The organism is Anaerobiospirillum thomasii (assembly GCF_900445255.1).
Taxonomy (GTDB): domain Bacteria; phylum Pseudomonadota; class Gammaproteobacteria; order Enterobacterales; family Succinivibrionaceae; genus Anaerobiospirillum_A; species Anaerobiospirillum_A thomasii.
The window spans coordinates 713,445-731,894 of sequence record NZ_UAPU01000005.1; the positions used below are offsets into that span (position 1 = coordinate 713,445).

Below are 18,450 nucleotides of genomic sequence, written 5' to 3' on the forward strand. Positions count from 1 at the left end.
TTACTGTCTCCAGATAGTTTGCCAGGTTCTCATCCCCGTTGCCAATAGAAATTCTGTAAAGGTCATAGGATCAATCTGCATGATGCTAACTTTACCAACAGGAAAAGAAGAAGGTTTTGCTAAGGCAATTCCCAAAAGGGAGCCAGCGCAGGCGATGTGATATTGCGAAGCATTCTCACAGAAATACTTCATGGAATTGATGACCTTGGGGCAGTCCTGTACCTCGTCAAAAATAATGAGGGTTTTTTCTGGTGTAATCTTCTGGCCGCTTGCCAGCATCAAATTCTGCAAAATTCGGTCTAAATCTTTCGTGGTATCAAAGAATTGCTTGTACTCTTCGTTTTCATCAAAGTTGAAATAAGCTGTGTTGTCGTAGTAACGTTTGCCAAATTCTTTTAGAATCCAGGTCTTGCCGACTTGCCGTACACCTTTCAAAATTAAAGGTTTGCGATAAGGAGAGCTCTTCCAGTTTAGCAGTTTCTTCAAAATCAATCGTTCCATATATACACCTCATCACACTTTTATTATGAATTTAGTGTTTATTAATCACACTTTTATTATATCTGCCAGCAACAAGAATACAGGCAAAAGCACAAAATTATATGGGTTTCAAGGTAGCTTAATCACATTATTATGAGAAATATCGGTTTGATTACTTTGGAGTTGAGTTGGTGGCAGTCTTCAGGCCCTTTCTCCCCTCTTGTCAAACCCACCATGCCATTTCATAGCAGAGGTCTTTCCCATTAAAGAATAAACAGATCTTGTACTGTATATCCTGCTACAAAGTCAGAGACTGACTGCCATCCTAGCTCCCCATGTAGGATCTTGCTCAAAAACCAAAGCAAATTAAAAAGCACGACAAAGAAATAAGCTCAATTAATGACAGTTTAGTAGCTCACTGATAAGAGAGAGCAGAGTAGAAGGATACAAAGCTGCCTTATTTTATACAGCCCTAGTTTTTGTATACTGCTGTGCTAGACTAAAACAAGAAGGCTCAATAACTCAAGGTATCTTTATGAAAGATTATATACACATTAAAAATGCCCATCTTAATAATCTTAAACATATAGACATAGATATACCTTTAAATACCATAACAGCCATTGCAGGAGTGTCAGGCTCAGGAAAATCCTCTCTTGCCATGGGCATAGTCTATGCGCAGGGTTCAAGCTGCTATCTGTCAACCCTAAGAGCCTATGACAGAAACTTTTTAAATACGCAAAAGGTCATGGCCGATGAGATTTTATATGTGCCTGCAGCTGTGGCTTTGACACAAAGACCTAAGGCTGTTTCTATGCGCAGCACCTTTGGTACAGCCTCAGAGCTTTTAAACGTACTGCGCCTTATGTTCTCACGCCTAGGCTTACATAAATGCCCCAATGGCCATTATCTAAAACCATCTATAAATGCAGCACGAGGCGCCTCTTTAATCTGCCCTGAGTGCTCTGCATCCTTTAAAGCCCCCGAGGCTATAGATTTTGCCTTTAACGGCAATGGCGCCTGCCCTTTTTGTCATGGTAGCGGTACTGTCTTTGATGTCAATCTTGAGACTTTAGTGCCAGATGACACTCTTAGCATAGATGAAGGTGCTGTAGCGCCCTGGAAGTCATTGATGTGGTCTTTAATGACTGATGTGTGTCGTGAGATGGGAGTAAGAACAGATATTCCTTTTAAAGATTTGAGCGCTAAAGAAAAGGACATTGTCTATAATGGTCCTAGCATTAAAAAACATATTATTTACAGACCCAAGAATAAGAGCAGTGCCACTGAGCTTGATTTTACCTATTACAGTGCTGTAAACACTGTTAAAAATGCCCTTGACAAGGTTAAAGATGAAAAAGGTTTAAAAAGAGTTGAGAAATTTTTAAAATACACAAAATGCCCTCACTGTCATGGCTCGCGCTTTAGTGACAAGGCGCGCGATAGTCTGCTTTATGGTCAGTCTATAGATAAACTGTGCGCCATGAGTCTTGATAAGCTCTATGCCTTTGTTCAAAAGCATGCAGCATCTGCAGATATGAGCCTTAAAGTTATGACAGAGGATCTTGTCAGTGCCTTTTGCTCAAATGCCAAAAACCTTATTGATATGGGCCTTGGCTATTTAAGTCTTGACCGAGAGTTAAACAGCCTGTCAAATGGTGAGAGGCAGAGAGTTGAGCTTAACCGCATTGTGCGCAACCGCACCACAGGTATTTTATATGTACTTGATGAGCCTTCAATTGGTCTGCATCCATATAATCTAAAGGCTTTGCATCAGATGATGGATAGAATTATTGCCGATGGCAATTCTATTTTATTGGTTGATCATGATGTTGATGTACTAAATAAAGCCTCTTATTTAATAGAGATGGGACAAGGTGCCGGAGTTAATGGCGGCAGCGTCATTGAACAGGGCTCTGTTACAAAAGTAAAACAGTCACAAACATCACTTATTGCCCCCTATCTTAATAAAAGTGCTGCTATAAACTACAGAGACATCTGCGATGAAGACAAAATCTTTGAGCATGGGACCATAGAGCTTGAAACCTATGGTATACACAATCTTGACAATCTTTACCTTAAAATACCAAAAGGCAGATTTAGTGCAGTTACAGGCGTCTCAGGCTCAGGTAAAACCACAGCTATTCTTGAGTGTCTAAAACCTGCTCTTGACTCTCTTGTCTATAATAAAAAGATGCCAGAGCATATTAAAAGCATCATGGCCTCTGATATTGAACATGTCTATGTTATAGATGCCACTCCTATTGGCTCTAATGTCAGATCAACTCTTGCAACCTACAGCGGCATACATGATGATCTGCGCAAAATCTTTGCAAAAACAAGTGAGGCTAAAGCTTTGGGCCTTAAGGCTGGTGATTTTTCCTATAATACAGGATCATTGCGCTGCACTGAGTGTGACGGTCTTGGTTTTATAAGTCTTGATGTGCAGTTTATGCCAGATATTGAGATCCCATGCCCTGTCTGTCATGGCTCACGCTACAACCAAAAGGCCTTTGATATTGTCTATAAGGATCTTAATACAAACCTGCCTGATCTGCTAAACCTTGATGTAGCGCAGGCTCTATCTAAATGCTCTTCATTAAAGGCCGTGCGCTCAAAGCTTGAAATATTAAATGAAATTGGCCTTTCCTATCTTAAGCTCAATGAGAGTACACCGCTTTTATCAGGCGGTGAGGCACAAAGGCTTAAATTAAGCTCACATTTAAATTTAGATCTAAGGCAAAGTATATTTATCTTTGATGAGCCAACTGTAGGCCTGCATCCACTGGATATTAAAAAGCTTATTGGTATTTTTGACAGATTGTGCGCCAAAGGTGCTACCCTGATTGTTATTGAGCATGATCTTGATCTTATACAAAATGCCGATTACATAATTGATATGGGACCACTAGGCGGTGATAAGGGCGGTAAAGTAGTCTGTCAGGGCAGTGTCAGAAGTATAAAAAACTGCAAAGAGAGTATTACAGGCTGCTATCTTACAAAAGGCTTTATTGCAGATAACTAAAGAGCGCATAGCCATGAACAAATTTACTCAATATACTCATGATTTTAACTCATATCAGATACTGACAGAGCCTCACAGTGCTCAAAACAAGGCCATCTGGAGCCTTGCTGTAAATCTTGTCTTTGAAAATAGTGCAGACTTTAATGGCTATGCTGCCGCTGTGGCACATGAGCATATTTTAAATAATATTGATATAGATAAGGCACAAAGGGCTATAGAGAGCCATTATACAAGTGAGCGTAATATGAATGTAAATAAGGAATCATCTGCCTTAAATATAATCTGCATGCGCGCTGTACATATCCTCTCTTATAAAGCCTTTACCCTATCCCCTGCACTCTTTGCCAATAAACAAAATATACTCTTTGAGAACATAGAATATAAGGGTAGCAACAGCATAGAAGACAGCTTTCATAAATCTAATCATCAATATGTCTTTATAGGAACACATAAGATAGATAAAAGACTGTGCTCCTTAATTGATAGTGAAAAAGCATTTGTGTTTGACAAGTGCAGTCCCAATCAATGTCTTGAGCATCTTGCCTTATTTGCCTGTGATCTTTTATCTATTAAGACACATGACTTTGCCCACAGGCTAGCTAGCCTAATCTTTGTTATACAGTATGCAAGGACTTTTGGCTTTAATCTGCAGCACCATGTGTCAGATACCAATAATAGTTTAAATACAATTATGCACAAGCCTAATGCGCTCTCTGATAAAAGAGCAGAGCAGAACTTGTTGCCAATGTATAGATTTTTATCCACTCTTTTTTTAATAAAGGCTCGCTTTTGAGCAGCTGTCTGCAGCAAAGAGAGGAGAAAAGGCGCATTGTGTGCTAATGGAGCTATCTTAATTGTTTTTAAACTTGATCTTATAAAAAATGTTTACTACATTATTGATATGAACCCATAGGTGGCAAAATTGTCTGTCAAGCAGTAAACAGAGTATAAAACACTGCCCTGAGAGTATGACAGGATACTATCTTGCTCCAAACTTTATTATAGAAAACAAAAGGATAGAATGGCTATGAACAATTACACTCAAAAGCGTGATGATCTAAATCCACCTCAAATACACAATGATCCTCACAGTGCTCATAAAAGTGCCATCTGGAACCTTGCTGTAAATCTTGTCTTTGAAAATAGTGCAGACTTTAATGGCTATGCTGCCGCTGTGGCACATGAGCATATTTTAAATAATATAGATATAGATAAGGCACAAAAGGCTATAGAGAGCCATTATACAAATGAGCAGAAAGCAGGCGCAAGAGGAGTCTCACCTGCCTTATATATAATCTGTGTGCGCGTTGCAAAAATCCTCTCTTATAAAGGCTGTAACCTCTCTGCCGACATCTTTGCCAGCATTCAGGATATGATTTTTGCAAACCTAGAATCTCTTGATAACAAGGCAGGCAGATCTCCACTGTCAAGCAATCAGGCCGTCTTTCATGGCTCATACAAGAAACTGTGCGCTTTAATTGATGATGAAAAGGATATGATGTTTGACAAGAACAATCCTGATAAGATGCTTGAGCATATTGCCATCTTTACCAGTCAGCTTTTAACTGTACAGGCCAATGAGTTTGCACAGAGACTGACTACAATTATCTTTGTCATAATGTATGCAAGATCACTAGGCTTTAATCTGCAGCATGATTTTTCAGACAGACATAACAGTGTTGCCACACTTATGAAAAATCTTGAGGATCATTCAGAGCAGACACAAAGACAGAGCTTTTTACATATATACAGATTTTTAGCCACTGTACTTGGCAATATAAAGTAGTATATAAAGATAATACTTAAAGGATAGATAAGCTTAAAAGTCATATTTAAGGTACTTTTGAGCTTTTGTAATTACACATGAGTGATTTTTTATGATAAATGTACTTTTTATCTGTCATGGCAATATCTGCAGATCGCCTATGGCTGAGTTTTTATTTAAGGATCTGGTCAAAAAGGAAGGTCTTGAGAAGCACTTTCATATAGAATCAGCAGCCACTTCACAAGAAGAGATTGGCAATGGTGTCTACCCACCTGTAAAACAGATACTCTCATCTTTAAATATTGACTGCTCAGAAAAAACTGCAAGGCAGGTAACAGCACAGGATTTTGAGAGCTATGATTATCTTATTGTTATGGATGAGAATAATATGCGCAATATGCACTATCTCTTCCCTAAAGGTGATTTTTCAAAGGTAGCCAAGCTCAAAGATTACTGTGTGCAAAAAGGTGATATTGCAGATCCATGGTATACAGGCAATTTTGCTCTGACTCAAAAGGAAATTACCCTGGGTATACGTGACTTTCTTGATTTTATCAAATATAAAAGCGGTAGAATCAGCGGTATAGCCGAGTGTAGCTGCTAGTGATTTTTATAAATAGCATTTATGCAAAGGGCGCCAGTAGCGCCCTTTTTTAATTAATGTCTTTCATCTGAGTCTGGATCAAACTCGTGACTTGCATTGATAACCTTTGGCTTGTTTAAATTCCAGTAAGGTGATAACTCACGCAGTCTTTCAATAATGCCTGGAAGTACGCGCAGTACCTCATCAATTTCAGCTTCGGTGGTGAAGCGTGATAATGAGAAGCGTATGGTGCCGTGGGCTGCTGAGAATGGAATACCCATAGCCTGCATTACATGAGATGGCTCTAATGACTCTGATGAGCAGGCAGAGCCTGAAGAGGCGGCAATACCATACTCATTGAGCATAAGTAAAATAGCCTCACCTTCAATAAACTTAAAGGCCACATTCAGAGTATTTGGAGTTCTGTCAGTATCCTTGCCGGTAACAATAACCTCAGGAATGGTGCTGACAATACCCTGCTCAAGCTTGTCACGCAGTGCGCGTACACGGGTGTTAAGTTCATCCAGATGAGCCTTTGCAAGCTCACAGGCTACACCTAAACCTACAATGTAAGGTACGTTTTCAGTACCGGCACGACGTCCACGCTCCTGATGACCGCCATGCAGATATGGCAGGAATCTGGTGCCACGGCGTACATACAGAGCACCTACACCCTTTGGAGCATGCAGCTTGTGACCAGAGAAGGAGAGCATACGCACCTGAGTGTTTTTAACATCTATGGCAATTTTACCTACAGCCTGCACCGCATCTGAGTGGAACAGTACATTGTGAGCTGCGGCAATGTCAGCAAGCTGCTCTACAGGATAGATATTACCTGTCTCATTGTTGGCCCACATAATTGAGGCCAGGGCTGTTTTATCAGTAAGCAGTGACTCAAATGCTTTAGGATCTAGTGAGCCGTTCTGCATGGCTGAGAGGTATTTGACATTAACACCACGGGCCTCTAGGAATGAGCAGGTGTCAATAATGGCAGGATGCTCAAGCTTGGTGGTGACAATCTCATTTTTGTTCTTCTGTGTCCACAGTGCTGTCCATAAGGCAGTATTATCAGACTCTGAGGCACATGAGGTAAAGATAATCTCATCTGGATACTGTGCACCTATAAGATCGGCAACCTGCTCACGGGCTCTAGCTATGGCCTTGGCAATAGGAGCGCCAAAACCGTGCTGAGATGAAGCATTGCCATAATAAGTGGTAAGGTATGGCATCATAGCCTCAACCACTTTAGGATCGATCATGGTGGTGGCATTGTTATCAAGATAAATACCGTCACCTGCACCCATATTACTTGTATTCATGTCTTTTACTACCTTGTAACTACAGCAATCTCACGACCAACACTTTCAGCTAATTTCTTGCTGATAAAGGTTAAGGTCATATCTGACATAAGACCATTGGCCACCTGACCTGAAAGCTTGACTGTTACGGTATCACCGTCAATAGCCACAAGCTCTACAGAGCTGCCGTCAGGCACCAGACCTGATTTAACCTCATCTAAAACCTGTACCACATTGTCATAGATCTCAGAACTTAAAGTCTTGTTATCAAGAGCTGCCTGCTCTTCAATGGCAGGGGCTGGCTCTGCTACAGTCTGAATCTTGATGGAAGGAATTTCTGTAGGAACATAACCTGGTCTTGGTACACCGCAGCGCTCTAAATCAACCCATACCTCATCAATGATCTCTTCAATGCGCATGTGGCATGACATACAGCCACCGCCGGCCTTGGTATAGTTGGTTACATCCTCAACTGTGGTTAAATGGTTTTCCCACACTGCTTTTTTAATCTTGTTGACGCCTACGCCAAAGCAGTGACAGACAATCTCACCGTCATCATGGGCATGCTCATAGGTCTTGCCGTGGTAGTGGGCAATAGCTGCATCTAAAGCCTCGCGACCCATAACAGAACAATGCATTTTCTCTGGAGGCAGACCACCTAGATAATCTGCAATCTGCTGATTGGTAATAGTCTCAGCCTCTTCTAATGTCAGGCCCTTGACCATCTCTGTCAGAGCAGATGATGATGCAATAGCGCTTCCGCAGCCATAGGTCTGGAAGGCGGCATCCTCAATAACATTGGTGGTTGGATTCACCTTGAGCATTAAACGCAGAGCGTCACCGCAGATGATAGAGCCAACATCGCCTACAGCGTTGGCATCTTCGATAACACGTGCATTGCGTGGATGTAAAAAGTGATCCTTGACCTTATCAGAGTAATCCCACATTGTAATACCTCGTCCTTATTTTTTATTAGTCACGTTTAATATTCTGCTCTTTTTCAATAATAGCCCAGACCTCGTCCAGAAGCTCTTCAATGCGCATATGGCATGACATACAACCACCACCGGCCTTGGTTTTTTCTGTTACTTCCTCTACGGTTTTTAATTTATCAAGATAGATGGCCTTTTTAATGGTAAAGGAGTCTACACCAAAGCAGTAACAAATCTTTTCATTGTTCTCATCAGTAAATGGCAGGTTTTCCATAGCTAAATCCTAATACTAAAATCTGTTTAAACAAATTGAGGCTCTTAATCTTCACTACAAGAGCGGCTTATATTGTACCTACAAAAGGCAAAAAAGATCACAGTATGTTAGGCAAAATGATCAACAGAATATTTTTATCAGATTTTACATATACTTGATAAAGTTTTTGCACAAATAAAACTGTATACAGCAGGCTTTAAGGCTTTGTGTCAGATATGGCGCTGACGGTGTTTAAATCCTGTTTTTGCACTGTGTACAATATCTGACAATTATAGACTGATTTTTAGTTAAAAGACATCAGCAAAAGCCTAAACTTACAGTCTAAGAACAGTTTTTAAGCAAGATACCCAAACCTGCAATTTATAAAAACAGGGACATGGTGTGCTATGCCCATGGGGAGGTGGGTATCAGGCAGATGCACTTAGTATTATGCCTATCAACAGTGATTGGTTCAGCCCTCTCTTGAGTGTGGCACCTATAAGAGCATCTACATGCTGTGTATTGTAGGGTTAAGCAGTTGCGCTATAAGGTTAAATTAACATCACCTGATCTTAAGTTATTGTATGGTGCCACATAATACCTATCGTCCATCCAACACTTTTATTCAGATCCTCTCTTCTTTGCAATATTGCCCAAAGATGCAGTCTTACATTTTTTCTTGAAAAAGCCTATGCCAATGCCATAGACATGTTTATATTGTGCACTAAACAGATCTGCATATTTCTTTTCTATGATTTGATCTGTAGCCTCATTAGCGACCTCTAGACAGTCATCTGTTGCAGCTCTTTTAAACTCTAATATAACTGCTCTATCATTAGATGAGTCTTTAAGAATGATGTCACTATAGCCAAGACCACTTTCACTCTCATCTAACATAGTAATACCACAATCGGTTACAGCCTCTATCAAAAGACCCTGCATAAAACCATGATAGTATTGCTCATGACCTGAGTGCCTAATACTTATATAGGTTTTCAATACTGTATTGATAATATCCTGAGCCTTGGCAATATCATTACACAGTAATGCATCTAAAAGATTATAACCCTGTGCACTCCAGGTTGCATCGTCCTCTGAATATAAAACACCAAGCCTGCTTTCAAAGGCCTGTCTTACCTCATAATTTGGTATTTTAACTCTGACATTGCCTCTTAGTGCTGAGTCATCAGTTAAGGTAACATAACCTGTCTGCAACAGCATTGTAAAAAAGGTATCAAAGCTCATACCTTGTTTAATATCAGGATAAACACTAAATTCAGAGAGTTTTATTAAAACTGATTTACCATCCATTAAATCCTGTAGCTTTTGTATATTGTCACCGTCATTAGCCTCTATTGAGTTTTTAGTAAACAGAGTGATGATGTCATTGCCAGAGGTGTTGACCCAATAGGCCTCAGGCTCCTCGCTACCATCAGTTACTGATAAACAGTACTCCATTAAAGACCACGGGCAATAGACATTCTCATGGCCAAATCTATAGCCGTTATACCACTTTTTAATCTCATCTCTTTTAGACTCAACACCAAAGTCACTGATGATTTTATCAGTCTGCTCCTGCGTAAAGCCAAAGAAGGATGAGTAAAGCTCATCGTTTATATTAAAGGTGGTAAAGTTATTGGCATCAGTAAAGACACTTTGATGGGCAATTTTTAAACAGCCTGTAATAATGCCCTTATACAGCCAGGCATCTGGATCCTGCTTAAAGGTATTAACACTTATATCGCGGATAATGGCCAGCATTTCATCATAATACGGCTCTTTGGCCACAACTGCCTTTTGCAATGGCACATCATACTCATCTATAAGGATTAAAACTTGTCTGTCATACTCTGTATAGATCATATCTGCAAGTGTTGGTATGAAGGTTCCACAATAAGATATTGCTGTATCAAGCAAAGCATCATTTTTTAATTCACCTTTGTGTTTGAAACAAAAATTGTAAATACTTAAAAAAAGATCTTTTTGCGCCTGAGGAATTTTTCTACTATCTGCAAGAAACAGAAAATATTTATACAGCAGTGCTATCTTAGTAAGAATTTTATCAACGGCCTGATGAAAACATAGGCCCTCAACACCTCTAAAAGAGACATAGATAACAGGCAGCTGTCCCATAACCTTATCACGCAGCTCTTTGTACTCATCCTGAGAGACTGCAAAGTTACGGCCATTGTCTATAAAGAGTTTTTGCTGATAGGATGTGTCACCAGGATTTTTATAGTTAAGCTCACAAAAGGCCTTTATCATGGACATATTTAAAGTTTTGCCAAAGCGACGGGGTCTTGTGAATAAGGCAATTTCAACCTCATCAGAGCTGCAAAGAAGTGTTTTTAAGTATGAGGTTTTATCTACATAATAAGCATTAGATTGAATAAGCTTTTCAAAGCTCTCACAGCCTGGTAATACTTTTGGCTTTGCGTGTGTGTCCATAATAAAAACCTCTAATGCTCCATTTTTATATGTAATACCTTTGTATGCAATTTCATTATTTTAGTGCATCCATGTGAGCACTTTAACCTTATAATACTAGCATTATTTATAAATTAGAACACAGAACTCTGTATACCAAAATAGTTGCAGCAAAGGTGGTCTTTGATATGACAGCTATGCATCTTAAAGGTTACAGATCTAAAGGGTCATGGGTATCTTACGTTTTAAAAGCCTACTGCCAAAAATAAAAATTAAACTCCGGCCAGTTCTTTGCCAAGAGCGCAGCGTGGTGTAATCTCTCTTTTTAAAATAACGCTGACCTGACATCGGCCATAGGTACTCTCAAGCATGCGCACAAAATCATTTAAAGCACAGCTGTCTGTAAAACTGCCTGTAAGCTCATAGCCAAAGGCACCTGTAACACGATTGAGCTCTGTCACCCCAAGATATTTATCCATCTCAAGAATAAAACGCTCGGTAAGACCTACAGGCACATCAACAAGTATCCTGGCCTCAATATTAAGACCGAACTTCTTCTCGCCTATAATCACTCTGTAGGCTTGTATGATACCTGCACCCTCAAGTCTTTTTAAACGCGAGGCAATAGCCGGTGCTGACAAGCCTACAATACTGCTCAGATCGCGTAGTGACAGACGTGCATCCTCACGCAGAGCACTGATTAAAAGCAGATCATACTCATCTAACTTAAATGAGATCATTTGATGGCACTTACCTTAAAGCCAAGAGACTCAACCACACTCTTTAACATAGCATCATCAAGAGCGCTGTTTAAATCAAAGCTGGCCTTTTTCTCATCAAGTACAACCTCAAGATTCTCAACGCCTGGCAGTGCAGATAAGGCCTTGTGAACAGATGAGGTGCAGTGGGAGCAGCTCATACCTTCAATAAATATTTCCTTATGCATTTTTATCTCTCCTGCTTTGGCATTTTCCTGCCTTTGATTATTATCCTCATTGGCTCTTAGATTGATAAAGGACAGTCGCAGTGCATTTAAAACCACGCATATGGAGCTTATACTCATCAAAAGAGCACAAAGCATAGGATTTAGCTTTATATCTGCACTATAGAATACGCCACAGGCAACAGGTATGGCAATAATATTGTAAAAAAAGGCCCAAAATAAATTCTCTTTGATATTTCTTACAGTGCGCTTTGATATCTCAATGGCATTGACAAGTGAGTGCAGTGATTTTTGCATTAAGACCACATCACATGAGGCAATGGCAATATCACTAGCCCCCTTAAGTCCCACGCCCACAAAGGCAGAAGCCAGGGCCGGCGCATCATTGATGCCATCTCCTGCAAAGCACACCTTTTTATTATTATCCTGCTCACTTTGTATATAAAAGGCCTTATCTTTTGGCAAAAGCTCATATTTATAATCATCAAGACAAAGCTCTGAGGCTACATAGGCAGCTGCACTTTTACCATCACCTGTGAGCATAGTGCATTTGATGTGCATCTTATGCAGCCTGTCTATAAGGCCATAGGCACTGCCTTTTATGCTATCGCCAAGAACATACAAAGCTATAACTTTATCCTTATCGCACAAAAGAAGACACAGACAGCCTCTTTTTTCATACATATCAATGCTGTGTAAAAAGCTTGTATCAATTGTAACCCCCAGTCTTTGCGCACTTTTGACATTGACAAAGGCATATTGTGTCCCAAAGATAGTGCCAAAGACGCCCTCACCCTCTTTATAGCTATAATCACTGACCTCCACTGTCTGAGCCTTTAGAGCCTTTTGCAAGGATGTGGCAATTAAATGCGAGCTTTTATGCTCAAGGGATAACACAAGCTGATTGTAAAAAGGCTCAAGAGCATCAACTAAGCCCTGCATAAATAAAAGTTTAAATGAGCCTTGTGTCAGAGTACCTGTCTTGTCAAAAAACACAGTATCAACAAGTCTTAAGCGCTCAATGACTTTGGCTGATTTAAATAAAATGCCATGACGGGCTGCAAGACCTGTTCCCACCATAATGGCAGTTGGTGTGGCAAGGCCTAAGGCACAGGGGCAGGAGATCACAAGCACACTTACACAAAATTCAAAGGCAAGAGGCAGACTGCTGGTTTTTAAATACCAGACAATAAAGGTTATAAGAGCAATGATTAGAATTGCTGGGACAAAGATTGAAGCAATTTTGTCTGCAAGGCGGGCAATATCAGGCTTTTGGGCACTGGCCTTATCCACAAGGGCAATAATTTCAAATAATGTGCTGTCCTTTAAAGATCTGGTCACCTGTATCTGTCCATAGCCGCTGTGCACGCTGCAACCAGATAAAACCTTATCACCGCACATAACGCTCTGTGGCAGTGACTCGCCTGTTATGGCCCTTGCATCAAGGCTTAATGAGCCCTGTATCAGATAACCATCAGCACCAATACTATCCCCTGCCTTAAGCTCAATAATATCGTCCTTTTTGATACTTGCAGCATCTACAATTAAAACCCTGTCCCCTACAATTTTGCGGCAGGTCTTAGGCGCAAGAGATACAAGGGCATCCAAGGCATCCTTGGTTTTAACCCTGGCCTTGTGCTCTATATACTTGCCAATACTGATAAGAGTTAAAATCATGGCAGCTGATTCATAATATAGATTTAAAGAATGATGCACTGCCTGCAATGTCAGATCTTTATCAATTAAGAGCGTATTTACAAGTGAGTAGATAAAGGAGATTAATGAGCCTAAGGCTACAAGCGTATCCATATTGGCAGACTTTGAGAGTATTGCTTTAAAGCCGCTTATAAAATAATGGCGCTGTACATACATAATGACAGCTGTTAAAGCACATTGCAAAAGGGCATTGCCATAGGCATTATCAACAATGTGAAAAGAGAACATGGGCCCCATGGAAAAGAGCATAAGTAAGGAGCACAGACAGGCAGTTACAATAAGCTTTACAAGATCCTTATCAAAAGCGCTGCCAGATTGTATAGCATCGCTACTTATTGCATCTGTATCTGAAATTTTATAGCCAAGATCTTCTACACAAGAGAGCACGAGCTTACTATCTGAGCTTTTGTCCAGATCAAGACTTACTCTTTCTTGCAGCAGTGCCACCTGTGCATTGCTCACTCCCTCTATCTTTGCTAAAGCCTTTTGTATTTTAAGAGCACAGGCAGCGCAGCTCATGCCCTCTACTTTATAAACCTTGTGTAATGCCATATTTATCTTTGCACATAACAATATGCCTCAAACTTTTACAAGCTTAAGGCATACAAAAGAGTTAGATTAGGATTGCTTCATGCCAAATTAATGACAGAGTTATAATAGCACATTTTTTACAAAAGTTAGCAGAAGCTAACTAAATTTTTAAAAAACTTTTATTTCTCTATGATCTTTAAGAAAATTTTATTGTAATTTTGTTGTCTTGTGTGGTTCATCACTGACAAAGCGTATGGCTGTAAGCTCTTTGTTTATATATTTTATCTGAGCTTTGACTTTGTCAAATTCTACCTGTGACTTCATCTGTCTGTACTGTGCACCATAAGTTTTAGCTACAGGAAAATTTACATAATCCTTGTGCAGAATAAAATCCTCAGACTCAGGACGTACAAAGATCTGCGTGGCATCATCAAGATATTTTTTAACCACACTTGAGCTTTCATACAGAGCCTGACTGTAGCTGAAAGTAGCGTAGACATAAAAGGCAATGTGCCCTAAAAGAGATAGAAACACTGTCAGCACAAAAAGCATCAGAGCCTTTTTGCGATCAAAGGCTACAGTCTTTAGAGATCTTAAATACTCAGCCTTAGTCAGCATAGACAACCTCTTTACTTATAAGAGATTTATGCTCCCTTAAAAACAGAGACTGCGTCAGTGCATTGATATCCTTATTATAATTGTCAGCATAATAGATAATAAGTGCACGTGACATGGCATCTGTTGACTGACTCTCAAGCCTGTCTAGCACATTTTCTTTTACATAGAGGCTAAGATAGGCAAAGAAGGCTTCCTCTCTGTCATCTTCTTTAATATGGCGATAATCGCGCACAAAGTCTTTATAAAGCTTTTCGCTGCGGGTGACAAAAACCCTCTTGTACAGACTTACAAAGCGGTTAAAGGCCATACTTTTTACCGCCATCTTCGCATAAGGCAGCAGAGCCTTGTCATAATCAAGCTCTAAAAGCTCCTCAAAACCTTTAAATTCTGATCTAAAGCCTTTAGTCTGTGCACTTTCAGTGCTGCTTTGAGTTTTTTGCCTGAAGTTTTCAAAAAGATCTATAAGGGCAAGAGGCTGCAGATAGATATAAGATCCATTGTAAACCTTATCAAGGTATTGACGTCTTACAGTCCAGATATGTCTGTCAAGCAGGATCTGAGCCTTACTCTCATCTGCATACATAAGCACTGCATAAAAAGGCATGAGATTTTCATCAAGCAGTGATATGACAGCCTTGCTCTTGTGCTCTAAAAGCTTATCTAAAGAGCCGTTGTGCTCGGTGCATTTTAAATCTATGGATTCAATATCAGCACAGCTTGAGAGTGACTTGTCACTCTTTTGATAGCCTGCAAGACGGATTAAAGTATCTGTGGCTCTGTTTAAAAACAAAGACTGCCACACATCAAGATTGAACTGATACAGATTGCGGTTTTTTGAATTTTTGCCCGAGATGACATTGTCTATATAGTTTTGATAGGCATCGGCTACACTTTTATCATAGTTCAAAGCCACATCAATGCGCCTGTCATAAAGCTCATCCTTATAGATTTTATCGCCAAAGAACAAGGAGGCTGCAAATATGGCAAAGGAGACACACAGCGCAAAGGTTATAACCGAGAGCTTGGAGTAAAACGCAAGACCTGTAAGCGAGCTTTTTATGGCTCTGAAAATATCCTGCACAAAGGTGCTTTCATTTAATGACTGAGCTGCAGCTTTTCTTAAGATAAAGCTGTCAACCATGTTCTTCTGTCTGTCACAGGCAATGGCCAGAGCTCTGTCAGCTATAATATTGATAGTACGTGGCAGACCCTGTGATTTATGATGCAGCAGCGTTATAGCTCTGTCTGTAAATAAAGGATGATGGCATCCTGCCTGCATAGTTCTGAAATTGATATAGGCCTGCACTTCATTTTTCTGCATGGCAGGAATGGCACAGAAGCTTTTAATACGGTTTAAAAACATCTTGTGGCAGTCCTGCTTGATAATCTCAAGCAGATCTTCCTGACCTACAAGTAAAAAGTTGAGCATCTTGCCAAAATCGCCTTCGATATTGTAGATAAGTCTTATCTGCTCAATCACTGCATCGCTAAGGCCCTGTGCCTCATCAATGATAACAGTGGTGACAATACCCATCTCCATTGAAGACTCAAGCATATTTCTAAGCTTGTAGGTTAAATTGGCAATACCCTCATTGCGGCTTGCTGCAATATTGCATGAAAGAAGAATAGTACACAAAAGCTCTTCACTTGACAGACGCGGATCGTCAATAGCAATAATTCTCATGCGTCGCGGCAGAGATTTAATAAGCATGCGCACCAGCGTAGTCTTACCGGTGCCGCTTGGACCTGTAAGCACACAGATTACGCCTGAGCGTGAGAGTGAATCTTTAAGCACGTCCAAAGACTGATGCTGATTGGCGCCTACATAGTAAAAATTCTTGTCAGGTGTTCCTTCAAAAGGCAGCTCTGAAAATGAAAAATACTTCTGATACATACTAAACTCAAAAACAATATCCTGCCTATTTTAACATATAAGCACTAAACAAGAGTTCAATCGTGAAGGTAAATTACACTATAAAAGAAAAATATTCTTTAAAAAACAAAGTCCGTCACAGCCCCAGGCCAACTTTGTCTTGGACATTTATACAAAAACAGTAACCTTTAATGCCCTATTATATAACTTGTCAGAGCAATCTTAAAATCTGCTATGGCTTATAGACACAATGACGGTATATTAAAACACATCTCTCATGCCTCCCCTAGCTCACCTTTTTACACCAATGTCATGTATATTCTATAAGCTAAGCCCTGTATGTGCCTCTTTTAAGTCTCTTTTAAACCTTCTGCAGATCTGTTCTGATCCTTACATTGAGCATAAGGCCCTTTAGATTAAATGCCATCTACACATAAGTGTGTATTAAGACCAGTCTTTGAATTTAAAGCCTATTGTGCTTTAGCCTAAAGTGGCAAAAAAACGCACATAAAACTTTTTATATTACATTACAAAGCTTTTTAGATTATTATAAATAAAAGTAAGGAAAAAAGGCATGCAGATATATCTAGTTGGCGGAGCAGTAAGAGACAGACTTTTAGGTCTTGAGTGTAAGGATAAGGACTATGTGGTGGTGGGAGCTAATCCTGATAAAATGCTCTCACTTGGCTATACACAGGTTGGCAGTCAGTTTCCTGTTTTTTTACATCCAGATACGCATGCTGAATATGCCCTGGCCCGCACCGAGCGCAAAAGTGGCCTTGGATATAAAGGATTTATCTGTGATTTTTCACCTGATGTCTCACTTGATGATGATCTCATACGCCGCGACCTTACCATCAATGCCATTGCCTATGATGAGGCAAATGACACTTATATAGATCCTACAGGCGGTCTTGACGATCTTAAAAACCGCGTGCTACGTCATATCTCACCTGCCTTTTGTGAAGATCCACTGCGTATTTTAAGAGTATGCCGCTTTGCAGCCAAACTGCACAGCTTTGGTTTTAAAATAGCGCAGCAGACACTAGATCTGATGCAAAGCATGACACAAAGCGGTGAGCTTGCCACACTGACACCAGAGCGTGTCTTTTTAGAGATTGAAAAGGCTTTAAACACCCCATCCCCTGCTGTATTTTTCTACCTGCTCCACTCTATAGGAGCACTTGAGTATATAATGCCAGAGCTTGAGGCTTTGCATGGAGTACCAGGCCCTAAAAAATGGCATCCTGAGATAGACTCTTTTGTACATACCTTGATGGCCCTAGACAGAATAAGTTACTACAGCGAGGATAGTGTCACCAGATTTGCCGTTTTATGCCACGATCTGGGCAAAGCCCTGACTCCAAAGGAGCTTTGGCCTCATCACCCTGATCATGGTCCGCATGGCATAGGACCTTTAAAAACCATGTGTGCAAGGCTTAAAGTGCCACGCGCCTATGAAGACTTTGCCTCAGTTGTGGTCTACTATCACTCCTTTATCCATCATCTTTATGATAAAGGCGCTGAGGGTATTGTAAGTCATTTTGAAGATCTTGACGGTTATAGAAGACCTGAGCGCATTAAGCCTTTTGCTCTGTGCTGCAAGGCTGACTTTTTAGGCCGTAAAGGCTTTGAAAACAGACCTTTTCCACGATCTGACTATTTTCTTGCCATGTTCTCGCTTACAACTACAGTAAAAGCCGCCGAATTTGTAGCACAGGGGCTCAAAGGCCCTGCCATTAAAGAGGCCATGCATCAAAAGCGGGTGAAGCTTGTAACTGAGTTTTTAAAGATGCTGCCAAAAACCGAACTTGATGGCAGCGCCAATGCTCTGCCACCTGATGTGCTGCAATCACTTGAGATTGAAAAGAAAAAAGAAGGTCTGAGCGCCCTGGTAATCTAAGGTAGCTCTCTTTATAGCCTTTTAGTATAGATGCATAAGATCCTATAATTTCAAAAAAAGGTCAAAGTCATAAATCATATAAAATGCCTAACAGCAGTGATTG

General features: G+C 40.3%; 14 protein-coding genes. 5 read left to right on the top strand and 9 right to left on the bottom strand.

The window, feature by feature from the left end:
• Positions 1 to 501 carry an ATP-binding protein gene (locus DRZ93_RS13670; RefSeq protein ID WP_218564247.1) on the bottom strand — a complete coding sequence of 167 codons (501 nt, stop codon included), beginning with the start codon at positions 499 to 501 and terminating at the stop codon, positions 1 to 3.
• A gap of 514 nt (positions 502 to 1,015) precedes the next feature.
• Between DRZ93_RS13670 and DRZ93_RS03290 the strand changes: the two genes are divergently transcribed.
• From DRZ93_RS03290 to DRZ93_RS03305, 4 genes are all read left to right on the top strand, one after another.
• The gene (locus DRZ93_RS03290; protein WP_113745817.1) at positions 1,016 to 3,505 is read left to right on the top strand and encodes an excinuclease ABC subunit UvrA; all 2,490 of its coding nucleotides are present in this window, start codon (positions 1,016 to 1,018) and stop codon (positions 3,503 to 3,505) included.
• Positions 3,506 to 3,518: 13 nt separating this feature from the next.
• Positions 3,519 to 4,298, top strand: coding sequence for a hypothetical protein (locus tag DRZ93_RS03295; protein ID WP_146741087.1), 780 nt, complete (start codon positions 3,519 to 3,521; stop codon positions 4,296 to 4,298).
• Between the two features lie 234 nt (positions 4,299 to 4,532).
• The gene (locus DRZ93_RS03300) at positions 4,533 to 5,291 is read left to right on the top strand and encodes a hypothetical protein (protein WP_146741088.1); all 759 of its coding nucleotides are present in this window, start codon (positions 4,533 to 4,535) and stop codon (positions 5,289 to 5,291) included.
• A 91-nt stretch (positions 5,292 to 5,382) separates the two neighbouring features.
• Positions 5,383 to 5,874: a low molecular weight protein-tyrosine-phosphatase gene (locus DRZ93_RS03305; protein ID WP_113745820.1), complete on the top strand. Its 492-nt coding sequence runs from the start codon at positions 5,383 to 5,385 to the stop codon at positions 5,872 to 5,874.
• A 53-nt stretch (positions 5,875 to 5,927) separates the two neighbouring features.
• On the opposite strand, the gene nifS is transcribed toward DRZ93_RS03305, so the two are convergent.
• From nifS to DRZ93_RS03345, 8 genes are all read right to left on the bottom strand, one after another.
• Complete coding sequence (gene nifS / locus DRZ93_RS03310; protein WP_245933764.1) at positions 5,928 to 7,172, bottom strand: cysteine desulfurase NifS; 1,245 nt, start codon at positions 7,170 to 7,172, stop codon at positions 5,928 to 5,930.
• An 8-nt stretch (positions 7,173 to 7,180) separates the two neighbouring features.
• A complete protein-coding gene (nifU, locus tag DRZ93_RS03315; protein ID WP_113744715.1) occupies positions 7,181 to 8,098 on the bottom strand; it encodes a Fe-S cluster assembly protein NifU in 918 nt (305 codons plus the stop codon).
• Between the two features lie 25 nt (positions 8,099 to 8,123).
• The gene (locus DRZ93_RS03320) at positions 8,124 to 8,357 is read right to left on the bottom strand and encodes a (2Fe-2S)-binding protein (RefSeq protein WP_113744716.1); all 234 of its coding nucleotides are present in this window, start codon (positions 8,355 to 8,357) and stop codon (positions 8,124 to 8,126) included.
• Positions 8,358 to 8,957: 600 nt separating this feature from the next.
• Complete coding sequence (locus DRZ93_RS03325; protein WP_113745821.1) at positions 8,958 to 10,784, bottom strand: AAA family ATPase; 1,827 nt, start codon at positions 10,782 to 10,784, stop codon at positions 8,958 to 8,960.
• Positions 10,785 to 11,035: 251 nt separating this feature from the next.
• The gene (locus tag DRZ93_RS03330) at positions 11,036 to 11,503 is read right to left on the bottom strand and encodes an Lrp/AsnC family transcriptional regulator (RefSeq protein ID WP_113745822.1); all 468 of its coding nucleotides are present in this window, start codon (positions 11,501 to 11,503) and stop codon (positions 11,036 to 11,038) included.
• Complete coding sequence (locus DRZ93_RS03335; RefSeq protein WP_113745823.1) at positions 11,500 to 13,974, bottom strand: heavy metal translocating P-type ATPase; 2,475 nt, start codon at positions 13,972 to 13,974, stop codon at positions 11,500 to 11,502. Before DRZ93_RS03335 ends, DRZ93_RS03330 begins: the two co-directional genes overlap by 4 nt.
• A 186-nt stretch (positions 13,975 to 14,160) precedes the next feature.
• The gene (locus DRZ93_RS03340; RefSeq protein WP_113744720.1) at positions 14,161 to 14,571 is read right to left on the bottom strand and encodes a hypothetical protein; all 411 of its coding nucleotides are present in this window, start codon (positions 14,569 to 14,571) and stop codon (positions 14,161 to 14,163) included.
• The gene (locus tag DRZ93_RS03345) at positions 14,561 to 16,465 is read right to left on the bottom strand and encodes an ExeA family protein (RefSeq protein ID WP_113745824.1); all 1,905 of its coding nucleotides are present in this window, start codon (positions 16,463 to 16,465) and stop codon (positions 14,561 to 14,563) included. Before DRZ93_RS03345 ends, DRZ93_RS03340 begins: the two co-directional genes overlap by 11 nt.
• A 553-nt stretch (positions 16,466 to 17,018) precedes the next feature.
• Here DRZ93_RS03345 and DRZ93_RS03350 point away from each other — a divergent pair.
• Complete coding sequence (locus tag DRZ93_RS03350; protein ID WP_113744722.1) at positions 17,019 to 18,347, top strand: multifunctional CCA addition/repair protein; 1,329 nt, start codon at positions 17,019 to 17,021, stop codon at positions 18,345 to 18,347.
• Positions 18,348 to 18,450: the final 103 nt, after the last annotated feature.